The following is a 23,391-nucleotide window of genomic DNA, read 5'->3' on the forward strand; positions in this document are numbered from 1 at the left end:
CTCTGTTACGTCCAAAAGTGGCGTAACAGATGCATAAGCCGGTTATTAAAAACCGCCACTCGTTGCCCAATGCCAGCCGGTTGAAGTTTCCTGGGAGGGAAGATTCAAAGACACACAGGCGGAAAGTAAAAGCGTGTGTTTATGCTGTCTGCCCTCTTAAGTACCCAAAAAGCAACTGAACCAATTCCCGCTTCAGCGCCGATGAACCGGTCAATCCGCGCAAGGCCGCCTGATGCACAATCCCTTCAATAGCAGCGGATAATGTCCACGCCGCTGTCTGAATATCATCGGCATTCCGTCGCGCCCCATACCGGGAAACAAGGGCGAGGTAGTACTCGTTATACTTTTTTTCAAATTCGGCGTGAGCCGAAATAGCCTCGTCGCTCCGGGGAGCTTCTTCCATCAGGGCCCGATGTAGAGCGGGATGTGCCCCATGTACCGACAGCATGCCTTCGATCAGCAGGTTGAAGCTCTGGTTCACATCCTCGGTATTTTCACTGGCAGCCTGCAGGACGTTGATAACATCGCTGAAATGCTTCTTTCTAATGGCCTCTACGAGTACAAGCTTGTTGGGAAAGTATTGGTAAAGCGACCCGATGCTGACACCCGCAAACTCGGCCACTTCATTGGTGGTGAAGTATCGCCAGCCTTTTTCACCTAAAACCTGAGTCGCAGCCTCGACGATCGCGCTCACTGTCGCCTGAGAACGCTTCTGCTTTGGGAGCTTCCGCATCCCGTTATCGCACGGCTGAATGCGAGTAGACATCACTGTGCCTCCAACTCAAAATGTGAACTCCAGGCTCACATTATACAAGGATTGGTCAGGTGCATCCTCTGCCAGCCACAAGCCGTGAACTCCGGCTCAAGGTCAGACCCACCAGCCGCCCAAAGGTTTCTGACTTTGAGATAGTCGAAGTGGCTTTACCCGTTGCACAAAACGATGAGGTTCTGGTCAGGAACCGTTATTCGCGCGTCTCCGCCTCGCTGCGCATGATGATCAGCGAGGGCGCCGAAGCCATCCCTGGCGTACCGTTTCCGGCGCTGAAGCCGGGCGACACTCTGGCGGAGGAAACGCTCGGCGAGGTCCTTTCTTCTCCCCCGGGGAGTGAACTCAGGCCGGGCGATCGGGTTCGGCATTTCATGGGCTGGCGCGAGTATGCCGCCGTCCCGCTCGCGGAGTGCGTCCGTGTTGATAGCCGAGTTTATCCGGACGTCGCGAGCCTTTCGCATGGCTCGACGGCTTATGCGGCATTGACGCGAGGCGTTGAAATCAGGCCCGGTGATATCGTCCTTATCACCAGCGCGGCCGGCGCAATAGGCTCTATGGCCGGGCAGATCGCCCGACAGCTTGGCGCTGGACGAGTGATTGGCAGCACAAGCTCCAGGCAAAAAGCCGAACGGCTTGTTAAGGAATTAGGTTACGACGCGGCGGTGATTCGGGGCCGCGGCAGCGACGTGGCACAGCTGCGTGAAGTCGCTCCGGAAGGCATTGATGTCGTGCTCGATTGCGTAGGCGGGGAACAACTGCAGTCAGCCATCGTGGCTGCACGCCCAGGTGCCCGAATTGCGATCGTCGGGGCTCTGTCGGGCCAGCTCGCTGATGCAGGAACGGGACGGGAAGCCCCCGTCGAGCTCGATTCAGTCCAGATCCTCCTGAAAAAGATCACGATACGCGGATACAGCGCTGACGACGACCCGGATGCTCACGCGGAATGGGATACGAGATTTGCAGAATGGCTTCAAACAGGGGATATCGTGTTTCCACATGTCATCGTCAATGGGATAGAGCGGGCGCCAGAGGCCATTCAGGCTATTGCGGAGGGCAGATACTTCGGCACCGTGTTTGTCGAGTTTTAGGGCTTGTCATCATGTTGCCGTAAGCATACCTGCCTGGATGCCACGTGCTATTTAAGCTTTGTGGTTTTTCAGCCCTGCAGGTACGCTTCACTGCCAGATTCTTCAAAAATTATGAGAGCGCGGGCGGTTGTATTCCACCAGCCCTTGCTCTGTCAGGCTTCACCGGCTGGCTGACTAAAGCGTCGATGTTCGCCGTCTCGCGCCCTTCTGCCGTTAAAATAGCACCGGCAGCCCCAGCGCACGTTTCACTTCGTCCGCCGTTTGCTGCGTCAGCGCTCGCGCTTTCTCACTCCCGGCTTTCAACACCTCTTGCAAATAAGGCTTATCTTCGATAAAGCGATTTCGCCGCTCTCTGATCGGCGCCAGCAGGTTTTGCAGACAGGTTTCCAGCTCGTTTTTACACTGCCGATCCCCCAGCCCACCGCGCTGATAGTGCTCTTTCATCGCCTCAACGTTCTCTTTGTCTTCATGGAAAGCATCCAGATAGGTAAACACCACATTGCCTTCAATTTTTCCCGGATCGTTGACGCGCAGATGATCCGGGTCGGTAAACATGGCGCTCACGGCCTGATGAATCTGCTGTTCGCTGGCGGAAAGGGTGAGCGTATTGCCCAGGGATTTTGACATCTTAGCGTTACCGTCAATGCCCGGCAGACGGCTGACCGGGCTGAGCAACGCTTTGCAGGGGGTTAATATCGGCGTCGGCGTCAGGCTATTCATCTTGTGCACAATTTCATTGGCCTGTTCGATCATCGGCAGCTGATCGTCCCCCACCGGCACCAGGCTGGCTTTAAATGCGGTAATATCCGCGGCCTGGCTTATCGGATAGACAAGAAAACCAGAAGGCAAAGAGCGAGCAAACCCCTTCTGGGCTATCTCGCTTTTTACCGTCGGGTTTCTTTCCAGCCGGGCGACGGTCACGATGTTCATATACAACATGGTGAGTTCGGCCAGCGCTGGCAGAGAGGATTGCAGGCAGATTGTGGTTTTCTGCGGATCAATGCCAACCGCCAGGTAGTCCGCCATCACCTGCAGAATGTTTTCGGCGACTTTCTCCGGGCGGCTGCCGTTGTCGGTTAGCCCCTGAAGGTCGGCGACCAAAATGTGCTGCTGGTGCTCATCCTGAAGCTGAACGCGTTTACGCAGTGAGCCGACGTAGTGCCCAAGGTGAAGCTGGCCGGTTGGACGGTCGCCGGTAAGAATGGTTTGCTGTAAAGCGTGTGAACTGCTCATAACTGCCTCCTGAGGCTGATAAATCTTGCCGGAGGGCGAACAGTTAAACGAAATAGCCGCCTTCCGGCGGCTATTAGAAAAGGGTGAACGAATTCCTGCCGCCTCTAAAGAGACAGCCACCAGCGGATAACGATAAGTGCGGTGTGATTTATGTTCATTCGGCTACCCTATCACATTTCGCGATGGTTTCCGTAGCGGGATTTAAAAGTTTATAATTTCCCCATCGTTCGCAAGATGCCCTCGCGACGAACAGATAAAAAGGAAAGTTGGGAATCTATGGTTGTTATGAATGATCCTTCGCCAGGCGTCCTGTCGGTTTTTGATTTTGACGGCACGCTGACCCATAGCGATAGCTTTGTCCCGTTCCTGCGGTTTGCCTTTGGGCGCAAAACCTTCGCGCGCAAGATGATGCGTATGGTCATTCCGACGCTCAAATGCCTGCGCCGGAAACTGACCCGCGATGAATTAAAAGAAATCCTGATTTCAACCTTCTTAACCGGCGTGAATGAGCAGTGGGTTAAGGATAAAGCCGAAGTGTATTGCGCGAAAAACTTCGAAAAAATGATGCGCCCGCGTGGGCTGATGGCGGTTGCCGCTGAGCTGCGTTCTGGCGCTGAAGTTACGCTGTGCTCTGCGTCTCCGGCCATCGTGCTGCTGCCGTTCGCCGAACGTCTGGGCGTGAAGCTCATCGGCACTCAGCTTGAAGTGGTGGACGGCGTGTTAACCGGCCGCATTAACGGCCATAACTGCCGCTGCGATCAAAAGATTCAGCGTCTGGAACAGATTTATGGCCCGCTTAACCAGCTGCACTTGCGCGCCTGGGGGGATTCAAGAGGGGATTATGAGCTGCTGACCGCAGCCAGGGATTACCACTGGCGCCACTTCCACCGCGCCAAATCTCGTCGTCGCTCACCTATCGAAAGATTACGCCTCGACAAACATCTCTGAGTCTCGTCATCAGGACGCCCTCGCCCGAAGGCGTCCTTCATCCTGTTCAGTTCTTACTGTCGCTTGATTCCGCTTTCGCCGGGAACATCACGCTGAGGATGATGCCCACTGCCAGCACGCCCAACACAACGTACAGGCTGGCGGTGGCCGAGATGCTGTACCCGTGGTGCCAGATATGTTCGCTGGCGTTAAGCCCGAGCTTAACGGCGATAAAGAACAGCAGCACCACCACCGCTTTTTCCAGGTGAACGAGATACTGTTTTAACGCTTCCAGCACAAAATACAGGGTACGCAAGCCAAGTATCGCAAACATCATTGCGCTGTAGACGATCAGCGGTTCACGGCTGACGGCAATAATGGCCGGGACAGAATCAAAAGCGAACATCACGTCAGACAGTTCAACCACCGCCACGCAAAGCATCAGCGGCGTAGCATACAGCGTGGCTTTTTTTACTCGCCCAACGGTGATGGCCTGGTTTTCTGGCTTCGCCAGCTCGTGGTCAACCTCAGCCTGGTTAAGCAGGAATTTGCGCCCGGCAAGCTTTGGCCAAAGAGGGAAAAAGCGTTTTACCAGCCGATAAGCCAGATGCTGAGAGTAGTCCTCAACTTCGTCCTCTCCATCGTTGCCTTTGAGCATCATCACCGCCGTCCACGCCACAATCAGCGCAAACACGATTTCAACATAAGGTCCCAGCGACAACAGCCCGGTGCCGATGGCCACAAAAATGCCTCTGAAAACAATCGCGCCGATAACGCCCCAGTACAACACGCGGTGCCGGTAGCGATCCGGAATGCCGAACCAGGCAAAAATCGCCATCATCACAAACAGGTTATCGACGGAAAGCACCTTCTCAAGCGCGTAGCCGGTGACAAACAGGCTGGCGACTTCTGCGCCGTGATGAAGATATAAAAAACCGGCAAAAAGCATTGCCACTGCAACCCAGAACACCGACCACAATGCGGCACTTTTCAGCGAGATGGGCTCGTCTTTGCGGTGCATAAAGAGGTCGATAAAAATGGCACCCACCGAAAGCGCAAGAAATACCGCTACCGTTTCGGTCGGGAAGCCAATATGTGTAGATATCATGTTTTATCCTTCAGGAATGACGGAGGCAGCTTCGGGGGATCCGAGTGCCGCCTCACTCCATTCAGGATAAGACCTTCAGGCAAAAATGGTATATTTTTTCTGACATTGGCGCATAAACCGACGCCTGCATTAAATTGCTCGCGCATCCCCCGCGTACTGCGCTACCGCCTGTTGTAACCTCGCCGTCTGGCTGTCATTGGCCGGGCTTATCATCGCGTAGTTATAGCGGCGATCGCTCCAGTACTGCGCGGTCAGGTTATCGGCCTGTCGCTCCCCTTTCCCCAGCGTAAACATGCCGGAGGGCCGGATATAATACGCCACGCGCGTGCCCTGAGCGTCCCGGTAGACCACCAGCGCCGCCGGCCCCTGCTCGGTTACCATTAAACGCCCGCCCACCAGCGTAAAACCGTAATTATCGAGGTCTGGTGCCAGCGCCCCGTTAATAAAGTAGCGACTCATCCAGTTATTCACCTCCGCGCGATCGCTGGCCACAACGTCCAGCGCTTTCACGCTGCCACTGTTCACCAGACGATAGGCCTGCACGGCATCTTCCATCGGCAGAATTTGCCGCAGAACTTCGCTGGCATGCAGCTGCCACCCGGCCACGCCGCCCATGCCGACGGAGAACAGCAGGCTAAAAGCAACGGCTAACCGCCACCGGCGAGTGCGCTGGATTTGCTGCCGCGCCCGCTGTACTTCCGAAGCAGGGGCAGAAACCTGTGGCACAAATTCGTCCAGCGAAAGACGTAAACGCCGGGCATCGGCCTGCCATTTTTTGACCTGTGCGGCCTGCTCGGGGTGCTGCTGCAAATAGTGCTCAACCCACTTTTTGCGCTCGTCATCCAGCTGCCCGTCAACCCAGGCATGGAGATCCTGTTCGTCAGGTATGCGCGATTTCATTTTAATCTCCTTAACGCCGGGGTGGATGGCGTGCCTTCATCCCATTTTTGCAGCTGTTTTCTGGCTCGGGACAAACGCGACATCACGGTTCCCAACGGAATATCCAGCGACTCAGCCGCCTCTTTATAGCTCAAACCTTCTACGCTGATGAGCAGCAGTAATGCGCGCTGCTCCACGGGAAGCTGGCTGAACATCGCCAGCATATCGTCGTTGATCAGCATCTCCTCCGTTGACGCGGCCACCGGGTGTTCATCGCCGGTAAACAGCGACAAAATACGCTGATAGCGTCTTTTTCGCCGCTCGCCGTCAATGAATTGCCGGTAGAGAATAGAGAACAGCCAGCTGCGAAGGCTTTCCCTTGCCGCCAGATTCCTCTCGCGGGTAAATGCTTTCTCAAGGCAGGACTGCACCAAATCCTCCGCGGCATGAGGATTGCGCGTGAGCCATAGGGCGAAACGCTGCAGATGCGGCAGCATTTCCCGTACTTCCTGTTCGCTCAGTTTTGACATGATTTACTCCACTGGCGATGTTAGCCCCGGCCTTTGTAGCCCGTCATACTGCTGAACACGCCATCACGCAATAGCAGCGCATGAAATAATGCGGCAGTCAGATGCAGAATTACGATGACGAACAGCAGCAGAGCAAGCCAGGTATGCAGCGGCCGAAGCACGGCATAAAGCTCAATATTTTTCGCCACCAGCGTCGGTAGCGTGATGCCAGGCCCCAGCGTCACAGGATAGCCCGCGGCAGAGAGCATGGCCCAGCCTACCAGCGGCTGGGCTACCATCAGAAGATAGAGCAGCCAGTGGGATAAATGTGCCAGCGCTACCTGAAAACCCGGCAGATTCGCCGGGAGCGACGGCGTTTTATAACGAAGGCGGAGATAAACCCTCAGGATAACCAGCAGCAGAATGGCGACGCCAAGCGGTTTATGCAATGAGTATAAAAAAGCGTGTAATGCCGACACCGTGGACACCATCCCCACGCCGATAAACAGCATTGCCACGATCATCAGCGCCATCGCCCAGTGAACGACGCGCAGCAGAGGGTGAAAATACGTCACTTTGCTCATAACCGGCCCCCTTTATTTACCTGAGCTTCTTCATGCGTGCGGCGATTGAAGGATGATGAATAAGCCGCAGAGCGCGCGCTAAGCAGCGGATCGTCTGAGCCAGAAATACCTTCCGGCAAGATCAGAGGATCGTAGTTGATGTCCCGGCAGTTGCCGTCAGCTTGATCTTGTGCGGCAGTGAGCACCAGCGTGCCTGCGTTAAGTTTTTGGTGGCTATCGGGCCAGGCTTTTGTCGCATCGTTAATCACATCGCCCTTTTCAGCCACGCTGATAATCAAATCCCATTTCAGCGGCCCCTGCTGCAGGCGCTGCTTGATGTCCTGCTGCAAGAACAAAGGATTCGCTTTGTCCTCCGCCGTCACCGGCACGCCGGGGGTTTGCGACTGCATACTCCAGCGCACGCCATGAACGTCCCCAGTTTTATTGGTAAATAAGAAGGCGTTCAGGCTGTTGTAGCTGTCACTGGCCCAGCTCGACGTCGGCACATAGCCCTTCACCCAAGCAAAAAACGGCTTTGCCTCCGGGTGAGCGCTGATAAATGCTTTCATTTTGGCTGGATCGGGTTTGCCCGTTTTAGGATCGGGAATACCCGCCATTTGCTGATCGTAGAAGCCCTGCGGCGTTGCGACACTAAAGAACGGCAGCGCGTTCATCCCGGTACGCCACTCCTGGCCATCACGGGTGATAAACTGCAGCGCCATACTGCGCACTGGCACCGCACCATCGGGCGCGTTGGGGTTACCGCCAGCAATTGCCAGGCGGCCAATGACCGGCGTATTGCCCGGCAGGAACACCGTTGCTTTCGACAGCGCGCTGGCGCTACCGTTGGAGTCAAAATATCCCACCACACAGACCCCTTTGGCATGATTGCGGCGGTAGCCGGGGTGCTCTCCTCCCGTTTTTTCCAGCGCATTAACCAGCTTGTCGGGGGATAAACGCCCCGGCGTCAGGGCCCCCCACGCCCAGGCCAACAGCAGGCAGAGGGCTAACGGAATGGCGACTATCACGGTGCCACGCAGTAAAAATTGCTGCGGGTAGCGTAAATTTTTAAACATCGCGCAGAAAGACGGACGAGGTTCTCGCATAGGATCGGCTCACAATAATGAAACGGTATTGGGTTTTGGAGCACATAGGACGAACGAAATGAGCATTTATTCCCAGGTAATTAAAAATTTTTACCGTCCGTATTCCACTATCAAAAGCAGGGGAATGATTGTTATTACTTTTTATATATTCCGGAAATGTGAACATTAAAAACACCGGTTCGGCCTTTTTCATCAATAGGTAAAAAAGTTAAACATTAAAAAAATAATAAACTTTTGTTAGCAGACGTAACGAACGTACCGAGTGAATGATTACAAGTCACCGACGCCAAGTTTAAAACATAGAAACAAAGTGAAACTTCAAACTAAAAACAACATCATTTAGCTTAGGGAGAGCAAAAATAAAAGCCATTGTTAGTTATGGAATAAAGTATTTCATCGCTACCAACACTGCGCGCATCGTTAAAAATCCGCCCTATTGACAACTTTTTGCCTGCAGATTAATTTCCTTTCCACCCTGTAAGCCAGCAAGACAACTTACCCTCCTGTATCCACTGCAGGAAAATACTCCGACAACACCATTAACATCACGCTCAATATTAATTAAAAGAGAGTTATTATGTTTAAAAACCTTTCCGTAGGTTCGCGAATAAGCGGCAGCTTTATCATTATTTTATTAACGCTGATTATGCTGACGCTGGTGGCGATTATGCAGGTAAATAAAATAAACAACGCGTTGATCGCCATCAACGATGTCAATAACGTTAAACAGCGCTACGCCGTTAATTTCAGGGGCAGCGTACATGACCGTTCAATTGCCATCCGCGACGTGACGTTGGTGCCGGCAGGCGAACTACAGGGCATTGTGGAACACATCCGCAAGCTGGAGCAGGATTACCAGGCCTCCGTTCAGCCGATGGAAAGCATCTTTGCCCAGGGCAGCGACGTGACGCCCGAGGAGCGTACTCAGTACGAAAAGATAAAAGAGGCCGAGCAGCAAACGCTCCCGCTGGTGAATGAGATTATCGCTCTTCAGCAAAAAGGCGATGTGGAGGGCGCGCGCCAGGTCATCCTCAATCAGGCTCGTCCTGCTTTTGTTAACTGGTTGGCCACCATTAACGGTTTTATCGACATGGAGACTCAGCTTAACGACACTTTGGCTAATACGGCGCGCGGTATTGCGCGAACATTTCACCTTCTGATGCTTACCCTGGCGCTGGTTGCCGTGGCGATTGGACTGCTGATCACCTGGTCAACCACACGCAAAATCACGCTTTCCCTCGGCGGTGAACCGGTTGATTTACTGCGTATGACCAACGCCATCGCCGCCGGAGATCTGACGCAAACGCCCGAGCTGCGTAAAAAAGATTCCAGCAGTATTCTGGCCTCGCTCAGCCATATGCAGAATGCGCTGCGCCAGCTGGTGCTGGAAGTTCGCCAGAACGCAGAGGGTGTGGCTAGCGCCAGCGCGGAAATTGCCAAAGGAAGTAGCTCGCTTTCTGCAAGAACGGAGAACCAGGCTGCGGCGCTACAGCAAACATCAGCGGCGATGGATCAGGTGGCGAGCACGGTGCGGAACAATGCGGAAAGCGCGCAGTACGCCAGCAAACTTGCCAGCTCTGCCGCCAGCGAAGTCACCCAGGGAAGTGAAATGGTGCAGGGGATCGTCAGTACTATGGAGGAGATCACTCAGGAATCCGTACGTATTGCGGACATTACCTCCGTGATCGAGGGGATCGCTTTCCAGACCAACATTCTGGCACTGAACGCCGCCGTTGAGGCCGCCAGAGCGGGTGAACAAGGCCGGGGTTTTGCCGTTGTCGCCACTGAAGTTCGAGCCCTTGCTCAACGCTCTTCCAGCGCCGCGAAAGAAATAAAAGGCCTGATTACCGGCTCAGTGCAGCGGGTAAACAGCGGGGCGCAGGAGATCGATCAGGCGGCGGAAACCATGATCAAGATTTTAACCACCGTCAGCCAGGTGAACAGCATTGTGAACGAAATTGCGCATAACTCAGCAGAACAGGCGACCGGCGTGAATGAGGTTGCCCAGGCCGTTGCCCAGATGGATAAAAACCTGCAGCAGAACGTCGCGCTGGTTGAGGTGACGTCCTCCACGGCAACCTCTCTCGATAGGCAATCTCGCGTTCTGCGTGAAACCGTCAGCGTTTTCCAGGTTGCCTCCTGAGCCTACAAAGTACGGGGAATCGCCATTCCCCGTTTTTTTATTTCGGGAAATTAATCACCAGGTGGCTATTGCCGTCTTTCTCGTTCAGCGAACAGCCTGGGGCTTTACCACTCGAGTCGAAAGAAACCACAGGGCCGGGACGCATATCTTTAGGGCCTTGTTCACGGCTATGGTGAAAATGACCGCCGCCGCCCCAAACCAGCGTTTTACGTGCGCCAATGGCACGCTCTTCTTTTTCTGCCGCAGCGTTCCAGGCAATATTGAGCGCCAGCCGTTTGTTCATGTATTTGATGGCTTCCATCGGCGTTTTCGGCGCAGCGCCGGGAATATGGCGGTCAATGCCGGCGACGGAAATACCCGCTTTGTGCGCTTCATAAAGTGCCCCGGCAACCTTATTTACCCAGGCCTCGCCGTGTTTTGACCAGGCGTTCATGATGAAGTTTTTTGTCGCCTCTTTGCCATGAGCCAGCGCTTCGTGAAACAAGGCGTTATCGCTGTATTTCACAAACTCTACCGCCAGCAGATCCACACCAGCCTTTTTCAACTCGGGAATGGCATGGCCGACAAATTCAGGGATCTCAAGCTGACCATGCACGTCGCCCAGGTAAGCAAGCTTGTTATCCCGGAACAGGTTAGCCAAGGCCTGAACGGGATCGTTTACCGGCGGCTTAATTTTAATATCAGGGTGGATCCTTCCGCTGGTGTTAAGAGCGGCGGGCTGAACGCGATTTGACTGACCGACTGCAGAAAACATGGTTATCTCCGATGTTGGGATGTTTTCTGATAAGTGGGTCACTGAAAATTGAGTTCCTGAAAACAGGGTCAAAAAGATGTGTCTAAACGCAACATCCGGCAACTCAAATACGTTGCCGGATCGGGCGGGATCTATCTTTTATAGTAATTATTAAGGCTTTTAATGTAGTTCATGCAGCCCATCACGCTGGGATCGGTGCTGTTGTATTTATAGTCTTTGATAATGCCTTTGCTGTCGGTAGAGATCTGAATTTTGCAGCTGTAGTTAACCGGCACAAACGTGGTTTGTGTTGTCGTGGCCTCAAACGGTTTACCGTTGACCGTACCGGTGGTCGTTTGCGGCGAAATATAAGGCTCGGCTCCCGTACTGTTCGTTATCCACGTATAAACTTTCGTGTCGTCAAACGTTTGCTGATTATCGGGGTAGCCTAATATTTTAAATGCGACGGTTTTATCCTGGCCCACGAGGCCACGCAAACCCTCATCAAGCTGTTGAAAAGAAACGCACCCCGTCACTGCCAGCACGCCCGCCAGTACCCACTTTCTCATAGACACCCTGGAATTTAACCGTTTAAACAGAATGAAGGCGAGAACGTTCGCCAAACTGCGGTATTACAGCCAGCCGCCGCTAGAACATATCAGAACAGCAACGCGTTGCGAGGCTTTCAGCAATGTCGTTTAACCGCTGTTTTCCTGCCTTTGATACTCCGTTATCATGGGCCATCTGCGGGGCGATTCCCGCGTGCAGTTTACGCCGTATTAGTGAGCAATAATGAGAACCAGAAACATCACTAACCACTTAAAATTCAACGAAATGGATATCATCACTCCATGAGTACTAGCGAAACCTTCGACGCCCACACCCCGATGATGCAGCAGTATCTGCGTCTTAAATCCGAGCACCGTGACATCCTGCTGTTTTACCGTATGGGTGACTTCTACGAGCTGTTCTATGACGATGCAAAACGCGCTTCTCAACTGCTGGATATCTCCCTGACCAAGCGCGGGGCTTCTGCGGGCGAACCGATTCCAATGGCGGGCGTGCCTCATCACGCGGTGGAAAATTACCTGGCTAAACTGGTGAACCTTGGTGAGTCCGTGGCCATCTGCGAACAAGTTGGCGATCCGGCAACCACCAAAGGGCCGGTTGAGCGTAAAGTCGTTCGCATCGTCACGCCGGGCACCATCAGCGACGAAGCGCTGCTGCAGGAGCGCCAGGATAACCTGCTGGCGGCAATCTGGCAGGACAGCAAAGGTTTTGGCTATGCGACGCTCGACATCAGTTCCGGGCGCTTCCGCCTGACCGAACCGGAAGACCGTGAAACCATGGCCGCCGAACTTCAGCGCACCAATCCGGCGGAGCTGCTGTATGCGGAAGACTTCGCTGAGATGAGCCTGATTGATGGCCGCCGTGGCCTGCGCCGCCGCCCGCTTTGGGAGTTCGAGATTGAAACCGCGCGCCAGCAGCTAAATCTGCAGTTTGGCACTCGGGACCTGACCGGCTTTGGCGTCGAGAACGCCCACCATGGGCTTTGCGCCGCCGGCTGTCTGCTGCAGTACGTCAAAGATACCCAGCGCACTTCCCTGCCGCATATCCGTTCCGTGACCATGGACCGGCAGCAGGACAGCATCATTATGGATGCAGCCACCCGCCGTAACCTTGAGATCACCCAGAATCTGTCCGGCGGCGTGGAGAACACGCTGGCCTTGGTGCTGGACTGCACCGTGACGCCGATGGGCAGCCGTATGCTCAAACGCTGGCTGCATATGCCGGTGCGTAACGTCGATGTGCTCACCCGGCGGCAGCAAACTATTGCGGCCCTGCAGGAGCGCACCGCAGATATTCAGCCTACGCTGCGTCAGGTCGGCGACCTGGAACGTATCCTTGCCCGTCTGGCGCTGCGCACCGCTCGCCCACGCGATCTGGCTCGTATGCGTTATGCCTTCCAGCAACTGCCCGCCTTGCGCGAGACCCTGTCTGACGTAAGCACCGACTACGTGCAAACCCTGCGCGAGCAGATGGGTGAATTTGTAGAGCTGCGCGAATTACTTGAGCAGGCGGTTATCGAATCGCCACCGGTGCTGGTGCGCGACGGCGGCGTTATCGCTCCCGGCTATAACGAAGAGCTGGACGAATGGCGAGCCCTGGCCGATGGCGCAACTGACTACCTGGATCGCCTGGAAATTCGCGAACGCGAACGCCTGGGCCTTGATACGCTGAAAGTGGGATTTAACGCCGTGCACGGCTACTACATCCAGGTCAGCCGCGGCCAAAGCCATCTGGTGCCGATCAACTATGTTCGCCGCCAGACGCTGAAAAACGCCGAGCGCTACATTATTCCTGAGCTGAAAGAGTACGAAGACAAGGTCCTGACTTCCAAAGGCAAAGCGCTGGCGCTGGAGAAACAGCTTTACGATCAGCTGTTTGATTTGCTGCTGCCGCACCTGGAAGCGCTGCAAAAAAGCGCTACCGCGCTGGCGGAGCTGGACGTGCTGGTGAACCTGGCCGAGCGCGCTTATACCCTGAACTACACCTGCCCGACGCTGACGGACAAGCCCGGCATTAAGCTGGTCGGAGGCCGCCATCCTGTAGTGGAACAAGTGCTCAGCGAACCGTTTATCGCTAACCCGCTAAACCTTTCCCCTCAGCGTAGAATGCTGATCATTACCGGCCCGAACATGGGTGGTAAAAGTACCTATATGCGCCAGACTGCGTTAATTGCTTTGCTGGCCTATATCGGCAGTTTTGTGCCAGCTCAGCAGGCAGAAATTGGCCCGGTTGATCGCATCTTTACCCGCGTAGGCGCTGCCGATGACCTGGCTTCCGGTCGCTCAACCTTCATGGTGGAGATGACAGAGACCGCCAACATTCTGCACAACGCGACCGAACACAGCCTGGTCCTGATGGATGAGATTGGCCGCGGCACGTCGACCTATGATGGCCTGTCGCTGGCCTGGGCCTGCGCCGAAAGCCTGGCCAACCGTATTAAGTCGCTGACGCTGTTCGCTACCCACTATTTCGAGCTGACCACGCTGCCGGAGAAAATGGAAGGCGTGGCTAACGTCCATCTGGATGCCGTGGAGCATGGGGATACCATCGCCTTTATGCACAGCGTGCAGGACGGCGCGGCGAGCAAGAGTTACGGCCTGGCCGTAGCCGCGCTGGCGGGTGTGCCAAAAGACGTGATCAAACGTGCGCGTCAGAAGCTGCGCGAGCTGGAAAGCATTTCCGGCAATGCGGCCGCAAGCCAGGTGGATGGGACGCAAATGTCGCTGCTGGCCACGGCGGAAGAGACATCCCCTGCCGTCGAGGCGCTGGAGAACCTGGATCCAGATTCTCTTTCTCCGCGTCAGGCGCTGGAGTGGATCTATCGGCTGAAGAGTTTGGTGTAGCCGTTACCAAACGGCAGGCATAAAAAAAGCGGTGATTTGCATCACCGCTTTTTTATTTGAAGAGTCGATTATTCGCGGAACAGCGCTTCGAGGTTCAGCCCCTGAGCCTGCAGGATTTCACGCAGACGGCGAAGGCCTTCAACCTGAATCTGACGAACGCGTTCACGAGTCAGGCCGATTTCACGACCCACATCTTCCAGCGTCGCAGCTTCATAACCCAGCAGACCAAAACGACGGGCCAGTACTTCACGCTGCTTAGCGTTCAGTTCGAACAGCCACTTCACGATGCTTTGTTTCATGTCATCGTCTTGCGTGGTGTCTTCCGGGCCGTTGTCTTTCTCGTCCGCGAGGATATCCAGCAGCGCTTTCTCAGAGTCACCACCTAATGGGGTGTCTACCGAGGTAATGCGCTCGTTGAGACGCAGCATACGGCTAACGTCATCAACCGGTTTATCCAGCTGCTCGGCAATCTCTTCGGCACTCGGCTCATGGTCGAGCTTGTGGGAGAGTTCACGAGCGGTACGCAGGTAAACGTTCAGCTCTTTCACAATGTGAATGGGCAGGCGAATCGTACGGGTTTGGTTCATGATTGCCCGTTCGATGGTCTGACGAATCCACCATGTGGCGTACGTTGAGAAACGGAACCCACGTTCCGGATCGAATTTCTCAACCGCACGAATCAGCCCCAGATTACCCTCTTCAATCAGATCCAGCAGCGCCAGACCACGATTGCTGTAGCGACGGGCAATTTTTACCACCAGACGCAGGTTACTTTCGATCATGCGTCGGCGGGAGGCTACATCACCGCGCAACGCGCGGCGAGCAAAGTAAACTTCTTCTTCGGCTGTTAATAATGGAGAGTAACCGATCTCTCCAAGATAAAGCTGAGTCGCATCTAGTACACGCTGTGTTGCACCCTGTGACAGCAGCTCTTCTTCTGCAAGGTCGTTATCACTGGGTTCCTCTTCTACAAGGGCTTTTTCGTCAAAAGCCTCAACTCCGTTCTCATCATATTCCGCGTCTTCGTTTAACTCGTTAACTTTCAGCGTATTCTGACTCATAAGGTGGCTCCTACCCGTGATCCCTGGGCAATACACTCAATGAATGTTTTGCCGGTTTATCGCTGCGGCAAATAACGCAGCGGGTTTACGGATTTCCCCTTGTAACGAATTTCAAAATGCAATCGTGTAGAACTGGTTCCGGTGCTACCCATGGTAGCTATTTTTTGCCCCGCCTTAACTTCTTCTTGTTCCCGGACCAGCATTGTATCGTTATGGGCGTAGGCACTCAGATAATCATCGTTGTGTTTGATGATGATTAGATTACCGTAACCGCGCAGCGCGTTACCGGCATATACCACGCGCCCTGCGGCGGTCGCGATAATGGCCTGTCCTTTACTGCCAGCGATATCGATCCCTTTGTTGCCCCCTTCGGTTGCCGCAAAGTTTTCGATGATCTTACCGTCGGTCGGCCAGCGCCAGGTTGAAATTGGCGAGCTGTTAGACGTACTGCTGACGGTAGGTTCGGTAGAGCTAACCACAGGTGCCGTCACCGGTGCTGTGACAACAGTCTCAGCTGGCTTATTGCCCGGTAACATTTTAGTAGCACTCTGTTCACCTGAATCCTCAGAATACGTAATTGTCGGTTTAGAAGCAACTACCCTGGTTGAGTTTTGTTCAACCGGCGTCGCGACGCCCTGCGCGCGGGCATCGGCGGCGGTCACCGCGTTCCCACCGGTGATTGGCGTGCCGGAGGCGTTGCCGACCTGGAGGGTTTGCCCTACTTCCAGACCGTATGGCGCCGGTACGTTGTTGCGCTGCGCCAGGTCACGGAAGTCGTTCCCGGTAATCCACGCAATGTAGAACAGAGTATCGCCGCGTTTAACGGTGTAGGTGCTGCCGCCCGCGTAGCTTCCTTTAGGGATGTTGCCGTACTGACGGTTGTAGACAATGCGGCCATTTTCAGTCTGTACAGGCTCTGACGCTACGGGCTGGGCCTGAGGCTGGCGAACCGGTTGAATTTGTGGCTGCTGCACGGGTTGAATCTGAGGTTGCTGGATCGGAGCGGACATTGTCGGTGGCTTCGTCACCAGCAGGCTGCCGGTTGAAGAGCCTGAAGAACTGCCATTGCCGCCAACGGAACTGATCGGCGCCTGGGTATTATTGTTGCTTGTACAGCCTGCCAGCCAAAGGCTGGTTAGCGTCAACATCGCCGCCCGGCGTAAAGTAAAAGTTGGGCTTCCCGCGCTCATTTATCCCCCAAAATGATAACAACCAGATATGCATAAAACACTGTAGAAAAGCGGCGTAATCCACGCCAGCTTTTGCTGAATTCGGCTACGTTACGCCGAATTGGCAGCAAAAAAACCGGATATTTCCGGGTTATGCTAATTCGCCGCGTACTAAGGGCACAAAGCGAACAGCTTCTACCGTGTCGATTAAAAATTCATCCCCGTGGCGCCGCACGCGCTTCAAAAACTGCCGGTCGTCCCCCACGGGTAAAACAAGAATGCCGCCGTCATCCAGCTGCGACAGCAGCGCAGTGGGAATTTCCGGCGGTGCCGCTGTCACAATGATAGCGTCGAACGGCGCTTTTGCCTGCCAGCCCTGCCAGCCATCGCCGTGACGGGTCGAAATATTGTGTAAATCCAGCTGCTTCAGGCGACGCCTGGCGTGCCATTGCAGCCCTTTGATACGCTCCACGGAGCAAACATGCCCTACCAGATGCGCCAGAATCGCGGTCTGGTAGCCAGACCCGGTGCCAATTTCCAGCACTTTTGACTGCGGCGTCAGCTCCAGCAGCTCCGTCATCCTCGCTACCATATACGGCTGAGAGATAGTCTGACCAGACCCAATAGGTAACGCGGTATTTTCCCAGGCTTTGTGTTCAAACGCTTCGTCGACAAACTTCTCACGCGGCACCTGTGCAATAGCCTCAAGAACCTGTTCATTCTTGATGCCCTGGGCACGTAATTGATCGAGAAGAGCCTGTACGCGTTTGCTTACCATTGCGCCTCAACTCCGGCTTTTTCAAGCCAGTGGCCAACGACTTCATGGGCGCTATGTGCGGTTAAATCGACATGCAGCGGCGTCACAGACACATAGCCTTCGTCGACGGCGGCAAAGTCGGTGTCCGGTGCAACATCCAGTTTTTCCCCCGGTGGACCAATCCAGTACACCGTGTTGCCACGCGGATCTTCCTGGCGAATCACCTGGTCTGCCGGATGACGGCTGCCGCAGCGCGTGACGCGAATGCCTTTGATTTGGTCCAGCGGTAAATCTGGAACGTTGATATTCAGAATGCGCCCGGTGCGCAGTGGCTCCCGAGCCAGCGCCCGGAGAATAGAGCAGGTGACCGCCGCAGCGGCCTCATAATGCTGATGGCCATCCAGCGAGACGGCCAGCGCCGGGAGCCCCAAATGACGCCCTTCCGTCGCCGCCGCAACGGTGCCGGAATAGATAACGTCGTCGCCGAGATTTGGCCCGGCGTTGATGCCCGACACCACAATATCCGGGCGCGGATGCATCAAAGCATTGACGCCGAGATAGACACAGTCCGTCGGCGTTCCCATTTGAACGGAGATATCCCCGTTGGCGAGGGTAAAGGTTCTAAGCGATGACTCCAGCGTCAGCGAGTTTGATGCGCCGCTGCGGTTTCTGTCCGGCGCCACCACCTGCACCTCGGCAAATTCACGCAACGCCTTCGCCAGCACCTGAATACCAGGCGCATGGACTCCGTCATCGTTACTCAGCAATATTCGCATAATCACCCGCTGTGTTCATGAGTTCCCTGACAACGCTGGTGGCAAAACTTCCCGCCGGTAACCAGAAGTTCAGCTCGACGGTGACATCATCCCACCAGTTCCAGCTCAGCTCTTTCGGCTGAACCAGCATCGCACGGCGCGCCGCTTCCACTCGCTCACGCTTCAGCAGCCCCAGCAGAATCTCTTCATCCGCCACGGATTGCTGCTCAAAAGCCAGCGCTGCATTTTGCGTTCCCCACTCGCCATCGCCCGGGAGCGAAGCGGTGATCAGCAGTTCGCCGTCATTCACTCGCTGTTGCAGGCCAGGAAGTTCTTCCGGGGTCGCCACAAACCAGCTGCCGCGCCCTGCCAATTGTAGCGCATCGCCATCAACAACTTGATTAAAGTCTGTTTTTTTCAGGCGCTGGCTAACAATCTGATTAAACAACGCGCTGCGGGCTGCCGACAACCAAAAACTGCGTTTATTTCTGTCGCGCAACGGCGCATTGCTTTCTGCCCAGCGTTTCGCCTGATGCAGGTTATTACCGCCGATGCCAAAACGCTGGCTGCCGAAATAGTTAGGCACGCCCTGCTCCGCTACGGCCTGCAGGCGCTGCTCCATCTCGTGGCGATCGCTTACCTCGCGCAGCACGAGGGTAAAGCGGTTTCCCTTCAGAGCGCCTAAGCGCAGCTTGCGGCGGTGGCGAGCAAACTCCAGCACCTGACAGCCTTCGAGCGTAAAAGCGCTCATGTCCGGCATCTCTTTGCCCGGCAGGCGAACGCAGAACCACTGTTCGGTCACCGCATGTTTGTCTTTTTGCCCGGCAAAGCTGACTTCGCGCGCATGAACTTTAAGGAATTTCGCCAGAGCATCGGCCACGAAACGTGTATTGCAGCCGCTTTTCAGAATACGCAGCAGCAGATGTTCACCGTCACCGTCCGGGCCAAAGCCCAAATCTTCGATCACCACGAAATCTTCTGGGCTGGCCTTGATGACGCCGCTGCCCTGCGGCTTGCCGTGCAGCCACGTCAGGTTTTGCATGTCCATTACTTGCCGGCCTTGTGCAGCAGCGCCACGGCTTCGCAGGCAATACCTTCGCCGCGGCCGGTAAAGCCGAGTTTCTCGGTGGTGGTTGCTTTGACGTTGACGTCATCCATATGGCAGCCGAGGTCTTCGGCAATAAACACGCGCATCTGCGGGATGTGCGGGGCCATTTTCGGCGCCTGGGCGATAATCGTCACATCTACGTTCCCGAGGGTAAAACCTTTGGCCTGAATCCGGCGCCAGGCTTCACGCAGCAGCTCACGGCTGTCCGCCCCTTTAAAAGCAGGATCGGTGTCCGGGAACAGCTTGCCAATATCCCCCAGTGCGGCGGCACCCAGCAGCGCATCGGTCAGGGCATGCAGAGCAACGTCGCCGTCGGAATGAGCCAGCAGCCCTTTCTCGAACGGGACACGAACGCCGCCAATAATAATCGGGCCTTCGCCGCCAAAAGCATGAACATCAAAACCATGTCCAATACGCATTATAAATTCTCCGTTTGGGTTAACCGCGTAAGATAGAAAGCCGCCAGGGCGAGATCTTCAGGGCGAGTCACCTTGATATTATCCGCCCGGGCGCTAATCAGTTCTGGATGAAAGCCGCAATATTCGAGGGCCGACGCTTCATCGGTAATAGTGGCACCTTCATCCAGCGCGCGCAGCAGGCAGCTGCGCAAAAGTTCGAGAGGGAAAAGCTGCGGCGTCAGGGCATGCCAAAGATCTTCACGATCAACCGTATGGGCAATCAGCCCTTTGCCTGGCTCGCCCCGCTTCATGGTGTCGCGAACCGGGGCCGCCAGAATACCGCCGACTTTGCTGCCGGTGGTAATCGCCAGCAGGTTATTCAGGTCGTCCCGGTGAAGGCAGGGGCGTGCGGCATCGTGCACCAGCACCCATTCAGCATTACCTGCGGCCTGCAGGCCAGCCAGCACGGAATCTGCACGTTGCTTGCCGCCAGTCACCACGGTGACGCGAGGATGGGTTGCCAGCGGTAAAGAGGAAAAATAGGTGTCGTTGGGGCTGAGAGCCACGATCACCTGGCCCACGCGCGGATGAGCCATCAGGCTAGCCACCGCGTGTTCGATAATCGTTTTGTCGCCGATGTGTAGGTACTGCTTAGGACATTCCGTTTGCATACGGCTGCCGATACCGGCGGCCGGTACCACGGCAATTACGTCCGGGGAGGAGTCTGCCATGCCTTTCACTTATGCTGAGTTATCGATTATTTTGCCCGGCGTTGGAGGTATTACCGTTGGCTGCGCGTTTGGAGGCATCCGGCACCAGGCGGTAGAAAGTCTCTCCCGGCTTGGTCATGCTGAGTTCGTTGCGAGCGCGCTCTTCGATCGCTTCCTGGCCGCCGTTGAGGTCGTCAATTTCGGCAAAAAGCTGATCGTTGCGAGATTTTAGTTTGGCATTGGTTGCCTGCTGCGCAGCGACATCTTCGCTGACGCGCGTGTAATCGTGTACGCCGTTTTTTCCGAACCACAGCGAATACTGAAGCCAGACCAGCAAGGCCAGCAACAGCAGCGTTAGTTTACCCATCCTGCCCCCTGAAAAACGGCACAATCATCCCACAACTTTTTCGTCGACTCCACTGCGGCAAGCCACCCTGCGCGCCAAATCGCGCCAGAATTTACCACATAACGCGAATTCATGCGCGATTGGAGCAAGTTTAGCTTAACGTTGCCCATAAATAGTCTGTTACGGTTTGACGCAGTTCGGCACGGCTAACCCATAAGCCACATGAAGAGCACGCCGAACATCAGCGCCACGGAGAGCAGCGTAGCCACACAGCTGAACAGCAGCTTGCCACGCAAGATGGAGTGCAGGGCAATCCCCACCACCACCGCGACCGGCATCAGCGCCAGGAAGAATGGCCAGGTGTAGAGGAAGAAAAAGAGCGTGTTGGGGCCATAGACCAAAAAGGGAATACCTAGCGCCAGCAGCCACGACAAAAAGCCGATAAACGCCCCGGGCAGTGACCAGGTTGTTTCCTCGACCGTCGGGCTGGGTTCAGCCTGAGAGATAACGATATTCGTGCTGTTGCGCATAACTGATTTCATAACCCTGATGGCCGGAAGCGTTGTGCTTCCGGGCGTCTTCAGCAATTGATGATATCGTCGCGACGCAGCAGGTCTAATATTTGGGCCACTAAATTTGTTACTAATTGTTCGCCGTCTAAGTGAATTTCGGCCCGCAACGGCGCCTCATACGCCGAATCAATCCCGGTAAAATTCTTCAGCTCCCCAGCCCTGGCCTTCTTGTAAAGCCCTTTAGGATCGCGCGTTTCGCAAATGGCTAACGGCGTGTCCACAAACACTTCGTAGAAACGCCCTTCCCCGGCCCGCTCGCGCACCATTTGCCTTTCAGCCCGGTGAGGCGAGATAAACGCGCTGAGCACGACCAGGCCCGCATCCACCATCAGGCCAGCCACTTCGCCAACCCGCCGGATGTTCTCCTTGCGGTCCTCATCGCTAAAGCCCAGGTCGCTGCACAAGCCGTGGCGCACGTTGTCGCCATCAAGCAAGTACGTGCTGACACCAAGTTTATGCAGCTCTTGCTCAAGGGCGCCGGCTACGGTCGATTTCCCGGAGCCGGACAAGCCGGTAAACCACAGCACCGCGCCGCGGTGCTTGTGCAAGGCTTCACGCTGCTCACGCTTCACCGGATGAGCATGCCAGACCACGTTTTCATCATGGTCGGCCATTATTTGCCTCCCAGCAGATCGCGCGCGCCCCAGTGTGGGAAGTGGCGACGCACCAGGGCGCTAAGCTCAAGCTCAAACGCGCTGTAGGCCGAAGGTTCCTGATAAACCTCTGTCTGCGGCTCGCGCACCATGCCAGCGCCGACGGTCACGTTGCTCAGTCGGTCAATGAAAATCAGCCCGCCGGTCACCGGGTTGGACTGATATTTATCGAGCACCAGCGGCTCATCGAAGGTGAGATCCACCAGCCCAATTCCGTTCAGCGGCAAACTTTCTACCACGCGCTGAGTCAGCGAGTTAATTTCAACCTGGTACTGAATATTGTCGACGCGCGCACGGGTTTTCTTCCCGGCGATTTTGATATCAAAGCTCTGGCCCGGTACCAGCGGCTGTTCCGCCATCCAGACGACATCCACTTTCGCGCTCTGCACTGCGGCCAGCGATTCCGTCGCTTCCACCAGCAGATCGCCCCGGCTGATGTCGATTTCGTCTTTCAGCACCAGGGTAATCGCTTCCCCCGCGCCGGCTTGTTGCAAATCTCCATCAAAAGTCACGATTCGGGCGATGCTGGATTCCACGCCAGACGGCAGCACTTTGACGCGCTGGCCTACGCTAACGGTGCCGGAAGCGAGCGTCCCCGCATAGCCGCGGAAGTCGAGATTAGGGCGGTTCACGTACTGCACCGGAAAGCGCATTGGCTGCTGCTCCACGCCGCGAATAATCTCTACCGTTTCCAGCACTTCGAGCAGCGTCGGGCCGCTGTACCACGGCATTTGAGCGCTGGCGCTGGCGACATTATCCCCTTCCAGCGCGGAAAGCGGCACAAAACGGATATCCAGGTCCGCCGGCAGCTGTTGAGCAAAGGTCAGGTAATCCTGCTTGATCTGCTCGAAGGTCTGCTCGCTGAACGCCACCAGATCCATCTTGTTGATCGCCACCACCAGATGTTTGATCCCCAGCAGCGTGGAGATAAAGCTGTGCCGACGGGTTTGATCCAGCACGCCTTTGCGGGCGTCGATCAGCAGGATAGCCAGGTCGCAGGTTGAGGCCCCGGTAGCCATATTGCGGGTGTACTGTTCGTGCCCCGGCGTGTCGGCAATAATGAATTTGCGTTTCTCGGTGGAGAAATAGCGGTAGGCCACGTCGATGGTAATGCCCTGCTCGCGCTCGGCCTGCAGGCCATCCACCAGCAACGCTAAGTCGAGCTTCTCGCCCTGCGTGCCGTGACGTTTGCTGTCGGTATGCAACGACGAGAGCTGATCTTCATAAATCTGGCGTGTGTCGTGCAGCAGGCGGCCAATCAGGGTGCTTTTGCCGTCATCGACGCTGCCGCAGGTCAAAAAGCGCAGCAGGCTTTTGTGCTGCTGGGCGTGCAGGTAGGCTTCGACGCCGCCTTCATCAGCGATTTGTTGTGCAATAGTGGTGTTCATCTG

General features: G+C 55.5%; 24 protein-coding genes. 4 read left to right on the forward strand and 20 right to left on the reverse strand.

What is annotated here, in order from left to right:
• Positions 1–139: 139 nt before the first annotated feature.
• On the reverse strand, positions 140–766 hold the full coding sequence (locus A936_RS12545; protein ID WP_008458299.1) for a TetR/AcrR family transcriptional regulator: 627 nt from the start codon (positions 764–766) through the stop codon (positions 140–142).
• A 59-nt stretch (positions 767–825) separates the two neighbouring features.
• On the opposite strand from A936_RS12545, the gene A936_RS12550 reads away from it, so the two are divergent.
• A complete protein-coding gene (locus A936_RS12550; protein WP_008458300.1) occupies positions 826–1,857 on the forward strand; it encodes an MDR family NADP-dependent oxidoreductase in 1,032 nt (343 codons plus the stop codon).
• Between the two features lie 213 nt (positions 1,858–2,070).
• On the opposite strand, the gene trpS is transcribed toward A936_RS12550, so the two are convergent.
• Positions 2,071–3,090, reverse strand: coding sequence for a tryptophan--tRNA ligase (gene trpS, locus A936_RS12555; protein WP_008458302.1), 1,020 nt, complete (start codon positions 3,088–3,090; stop codon positions 2,071–2,073).
• A gap of 276 nt (positions 3,091–3,366) precedes the next feature.
• Here trpS and A936_RS12560 point away from each other — a divergent pair, with 276 nt between their 5' ends.
• Entirely contained in the window at positions 3,367–4,038 is a 672-nt protein-coding gene (locus A936_RS12560; RefSeq protein ID WP_008458304.1) for an HAD-IB family hydrolase, read from the forward strand.
• A gap of 46 nt (positions 4,039–4,084) precedes the next feature.
• Here A936_RS12560 and A936_RS12565 read toward each other — a convergent pair whose 3' ends face one another.
• The 5 genes from A936_RS12565 to A936_RS12585 all read right to left on the reverse strand — a co-directional run bounded on the left by A936_RS12565 (position 4,085) and on the right by A936_RS12585 (position 8,182).
• The gene (locus tag A936_RS12565; protein WP_008458305.1) at positions 4,085–5,125 is read right to left on the reverse strand and encodes a TerC/Alx family metal homeostasis membrane protein; all 1,041 of its coding nucleotides are present in this window, start codon (positions 5,123–5,125) and stop codon (positions 4,085–4,087) included.
• Positions 5,126–5,254: 129 nt separating this feature from the next.
• Positions 5,255–6,025, reverse strand: a complete 771-nt coding sequence (locus A936_RS12570; protein WP_008458308.1) for an anti-sigma factor family protein — start codon at positions 6,023–6,025, stop codon at positions 5,255–5,257.
• Entirely contained in the window at positions 6,022–6,534 is a 513-nt protein-coding gene (locus tag A936_RS12575) for an RNA polymerase sigma factor (RefSeq protein WP_008458310.1), read from the reverse strand. Before A936_RS12575 ends, A936_RS12570 begins: the two co-directional genes overlap by 4 nt.
• Before the next feature lie 20 nt (positions 6,535–6,554).
• Entirely contained in the window at positions 6,555–7,097 is a 543-nt protein-coding gene (locus A936_RS12580) for a cytochrome b (protein ID WP_008458312.1), read from the reverse strand.
• On the reverse strand, positions 7,094–8,182 hold the full coding sequence (locus A936_RS12585; RefSeq protein ID WP_442892848.1) for a catalase family peroxidase: 1,089 nt from the start codon (positions 8,180–8,182) through the stop codon (positions 7,094–7,096). The genes A936_RS12580 and A936_RS12585 overlap by 4 nt, the downstream gene beginning before the upstream one ends.
• Before the next feature lie 577 nt (positions 8,183–8,759).
• On the opposite strand from A936_RS12585, the gene A936_RS12590 reads away from it, so the two are divergent.
• Positions 8,760–10,325: a methyl-accepting chemotaxis protein gene (locus tag A936_RS12590; protein WP_008458316.1), complete on the forward strand. Its 1,566-nt coding sequence runs from the start codon at positions 8,760–8,762 to the stop codon at positions 10,323–10,325.
• Positions 10,326–10,362: 37 nt separating this feature from the next.
• Here the strand turns inward: A936_RS12590 and A936_RS12595 are convergent, their stop codons facing one another.
• Together A936_RS12595 and A936_RS12600 are read right to left on the reverse strand one after the other, a co-directional pair.
• Positions 10,363–11,079, reverse strand: a complete 717-nt coding sequence (locus A936_RS12595) for a hypothetical protein (RefSeq protein WP_008458319.1) — start codon at positions 11,077–11,079, stop codon at positions 10,363–10,365.
• A 131-nt stretch (positions 11,080–11,210) separates the two neighbouring features.
• The gene (locus tag A936_RS12600) at positions 11,211–11,627 is read right to left on the reverse strand and encodes a hypothetical protein (RefSeq protein WP_008458321.1); all 417 of its coding nucleotides are present in this window, start codon (positions 11,625–11,627) and stop codon (positions 11,211–11,213) included.
• 282 nt (positions 11,628–11,909) lie between these two features.
• Here A936_RS12600 and mutS point away from each other — a divergent pair, with 282 nt between their 5' ends.
• The gene (gene mutS, locus A936_RS12605) at positions 11,910–14,471 is read left to right on the forward strand and encodes a DNA mismatch repair protein MutS (protein ID WP_008458323.1); all 2,562 of its coding nucleotides are present in this window, start codon (positions 11,910–11,912) and stop codon (positions 14,469–14,471) included.
• A gap of 68 nt (positions 14,472–14,539) precedes the next feature.
• Here the strand turns inward: mutS and rpoS are convergent, their stop codons facing one another.
• The 11 genes from rpoS to cysN form a co-directional block, all read right to left on the reverse strand.
• Positions 14,540–15,532, reverse strand: coding sequence for an RNA polymerase sigma factor RpoS (gene rpoS / locus A936_RS12610; RefSeq protein ID WP_008458325.1), 993 nt, complete (start codon positions 15,530–15,532; stop codon positions 14,540–14,542).
• A gap of 56 nt (positions 15,533–15,588) precedes the next feature.
• A complete protein-coding gene (gene nlpD / locus A936_RS12615) occupies positions 15,589–16,722 on the reverse strand; it encodes a murein hydrolase activator NlpD (protein ID WP_034809052.1) in 1,134 nt (377 codons plus the stop codon).
• Between the two features lie 130 nt (positions 16,723–16,852).
• Entirely contained in the window at positions 16,853–17,479 is a 627-nt protein-coding gene (locus A936_RS12620; protein WP_008458329.1) for a protein-L-isoaspartate(D-aspartate) O-methyltransferase, read from the reverse strand.
• Positions 17,473–18,234 carry a 5'/3'-nucleotidase SurE gene (gene surE, locus A936_RS12625; protein ID WP_008458330.1) on the reverse strand — a complete coding sequence of 254 codons (762 nt, stop codon included), beginning with the start codon at positions 18,232–18,234 and terminating at the stop codon, positions 17,473–17,475. The genes A936_RS12620 and surE overlap by 7 nt, the downstream gene beginning before the upstream one ends.
• Positions 18,215–19,261 carry a tRNA pseudouridine(13) synthase TruD gene (gene truD / locus A936_RS12630; RefSeq protein WP_008458331.1) on the reverse strand — a complete coding sequence of 349 codons (1,047 nt, stop codon included), beginning with the start codon at positions 19,259–19,261 and terminating at the stop codon, positions 18,215–18,217. The genes surE and truD overlap by 20 nt, the downstream gene beginning before the upstream one ends.
• Positions 19,261–19,740: a 2-C-methyl-D-erythritol 2,4-cyclodiphosphate synthase gene (ispF, locus tag A936_RS12635; RefSeq protein WP_008458332.1), complete on the reverse strand. Its 480-nt coding sequence runs from the start codon at positions 19,738–19,740 to the stop codon at positions 19,261–19,263. Before ispF ends, truD begins: the two co-directional genes overlap by 1 nt.
• Positions 19,740–20,450 carry a 2-C-methyl-D-erythritol 4-phosphate cytidylyltransferase gene (gene ispD / locus A936_RS12640; RefSeq protein ID WP_008458335.1) on the reverse strand — a complete coding sequence of 237 codons (711 nt, stop codon included), beginning with the start codon at positions 20,448–20,450 and terminating at the stop codon, positions 19,740–19,742. Before ispD ends, ispF begins: the two co-directional genes overlap by 1 nt.
• A gap of 19 nt (positions 20,451–20,469) precedes the next feature.
• Positions 20,470–20,796: a cell division protein FtsB gene (gene ftsB / locus A936_RS12645; RefSeq protein WP_008458337.1), complete on the reverse strand. Its 327-nt coding sequence runs from the start codon at positions 20,794–20,796 to the stop codon at positions 20,470–20,472.
• A 185-nt stretch (positions 20,797–20,981) separates the two neighbouring features.
• Complete coding sequence (locus A936_RS12650) at positions 20,982–21,305, reverse strand: DUF3561 family protein (RefSeq protein ID WP_008458338.1); 324 nt, start codon at positions 21,303–21,305, stop codon at positions 20,982–20,984.
• A gap of 50 nt (positions 21,306–21,355) precedes the next feature.
• Positions 21,356–21,961 (reverse strand): adenylyl-sulfate kinase, encoded by a 606-nt coding sequence (gene cysC, locus A936_RS12655; RefSeq protein WP_008458340.1) that lies wholly within the window; start codon positions 21,959–21,961, stop codon positions 21,356–21,358.
• Entirely contained in the window at positions 21,961–23,388 is a 1,428-nt protein-coding gene (gene cysN / locus A936_RS12660) for a sulfate adenylyltransferase subunit CysN (RefSeq protein ID WP_008458343.1), read from the reverse strand. The genes cysC and cysN overlap by 1 nt, the downstream gene beginning before the upstream one ends.
• Positions 23,389–23,391 lie beyond the last annotated feature (3 nt).

This window comes from Enterobacter sp. Ag1, assembly GCA_000277545.1.
Classification (GTDB): Bacteria; Pseudomonadota; Gammaproteobacteria; order Enterobacterales; family Enterobacteriaceae; genus Cedecea.

Excerpts from the sequence above, each read along its gene's own strand:
- A936_RS12650 (WP_008458338.1), bottom strand. The coding sequence starts at position 21,305 with ATGCGCAACAGCACGAATATCGTTATCTCTCAGGCTGAACCCAGCCCG.
- cysN (WP_008458343.1), bottom strand. The coding sequence starts at position 23,388 with ATGAACACCACTATTGCACAACAAATCGCTGATGAAGGCGGCGTCGAA.
- A936_RS12620 (WP_008458329.1), bottom strand. The coding sequence starts at position 17,479 with ATGGTAAGCAAACGCGTACAGGCTCTTCTCGATCAATTACGTGCCCAG.
- A936_RS12570 (WP_008458308.1), bottom strand. The coding sequence starts at position 6,025 with ATGAAATCGCGCATACCTGACGAACAGGATCTCCATGCCTGGGTTGAC.
- ispD (WP_008458335.1), bottom strand. The coding sequence starts at position 20,450 with ATGGCAGACTCCTCCCCGGACGTAATTGCCGTGGTACCGGCCGCCGGT.
- mutS (WP_008458323.1), top strand. The coding sequence starts at position 11,910 with ATGAGTACTAGCGAAACCTTCGACGCCCACACCCCGATGATGCAGCAG.
- ispF (WP_008458332.1), bottom strand. The coding sequence starts at position 19,740 with ATGCGTATTGGACATGGTTTTGATGTTCATGCTTTTGGCGGCGAAGGC.
- cysC (WP_008458340.1), bottom strand. The coding sequence starts at position 21,961 with ATGGCCGACCATGATGAAAACGTGGTCTGGCATGCTCATCCGGTGAAG.
- nlpD (WP_034809052.1), bottom strand. The coding sequence starts at position 16,722 with ATGAGCGCGGGAAGCCCAACTTTTACTTTACGCCGGGCGGCGATGTTG.
- A936_RS12560 (WP_008458304.1), top strand. The coding sequence starts at position 3,367 with ATGGTTGTTATGAATGATCCTTCGCCAGGCGTCCTGTCGGTTTTTGAT.
- truD (WP_008458331.1), bottom strand. The coding sequence starts at position 19,261 with ATGGACATGCAAAACCTGACGTGGCTGCACGGCAAGCCGCAGGGCAGC.
- ftsB (WP_008458337.1), bottom strand. The coding sequence starts at position 20,796 with ATGGGTAAACTAACGCTGCTGTTGCTGGCCTTGCTGGTCTGGCTTCAG.
- surE (WP_008458330.1), bottom strand. The coding sequence starts at position 18,234 with ATGCGAATATTGCTGAGTAACGATGACGGAGTCCATGCGCCTGGTATT.
- A936_RS12595 (WP_008458319.1), bottom strand. The coding sequence starts at position 11,079 with ATGTTTTCTGCAGTCGGTCAGTCAAATCGCGTTCAGCCCGCCGCTCTT.
- rpoS (WP_008458325.1), bottom strand. The coding sequence starts at position 15,532 with ATGAGTCAGAATACGCTGAAAGTTAACGAGTTAAACGAAGACGCGGAA.
- trpS (WP_008458302.1), bottom strand. The coding sequence starts at position 3,090 with ATGAGCAGTTCACACGCTTTACAGCAAACCATTCTTACCGGCGACCGT.
- A936_RS12575 (WP_008458310.1), bottom strand. The coding sequence starts at position 6,534 with ATGTCAAAACTGAGCGAACAGGAAGTACGGGAAATGCTGCCGCATCTG.
- A936_RS12585 (WP_442892848.1), bottom strand. The coding sequence starts at position 8,182 with ATGCGAGAACCTCGTCCGTCTTTCTGCGCGATGTTTAAAAATTTACGC.
- A936_RS12545 (WP_008458299.1), bottom strand. The coding sequence starts at position 766 with ATGTCTACTCGCATTCAGCCGTGCGATAACGGGATGCGGAAGCTCCCA.
- A936_RS12580 (WP_008458312.1), bottom strand. The coding sequence starts at position 7,097 with ATGAGCAAAGTGACGTATTTTCACCCTCTGCTGCGCGTCGTTCACTGG.
- A936_RS12565 (WP_008458305.1), bottom strand. The coding sequence starts at position 5,125 with ATGATATCTACACATATTGGCTTCCCGACCGAAACGGTAGCGGTATTT.
- A936_RS12600 (WP_008458321.1), bottom strand. The coding sequence starts at position 11,627 with ATGAGAAAGTGGGTACTGGCGGGCGTGCTGGCAGTGACGGGGTGCGTT.
- A936_RS12590 (WP_008458316.1), top strand. The coding sequence starts at position 8,760 with ATGTTTAAAAACCTTTCCGTAGGTTCGCGAATAAGCGGCAGCTTTATC.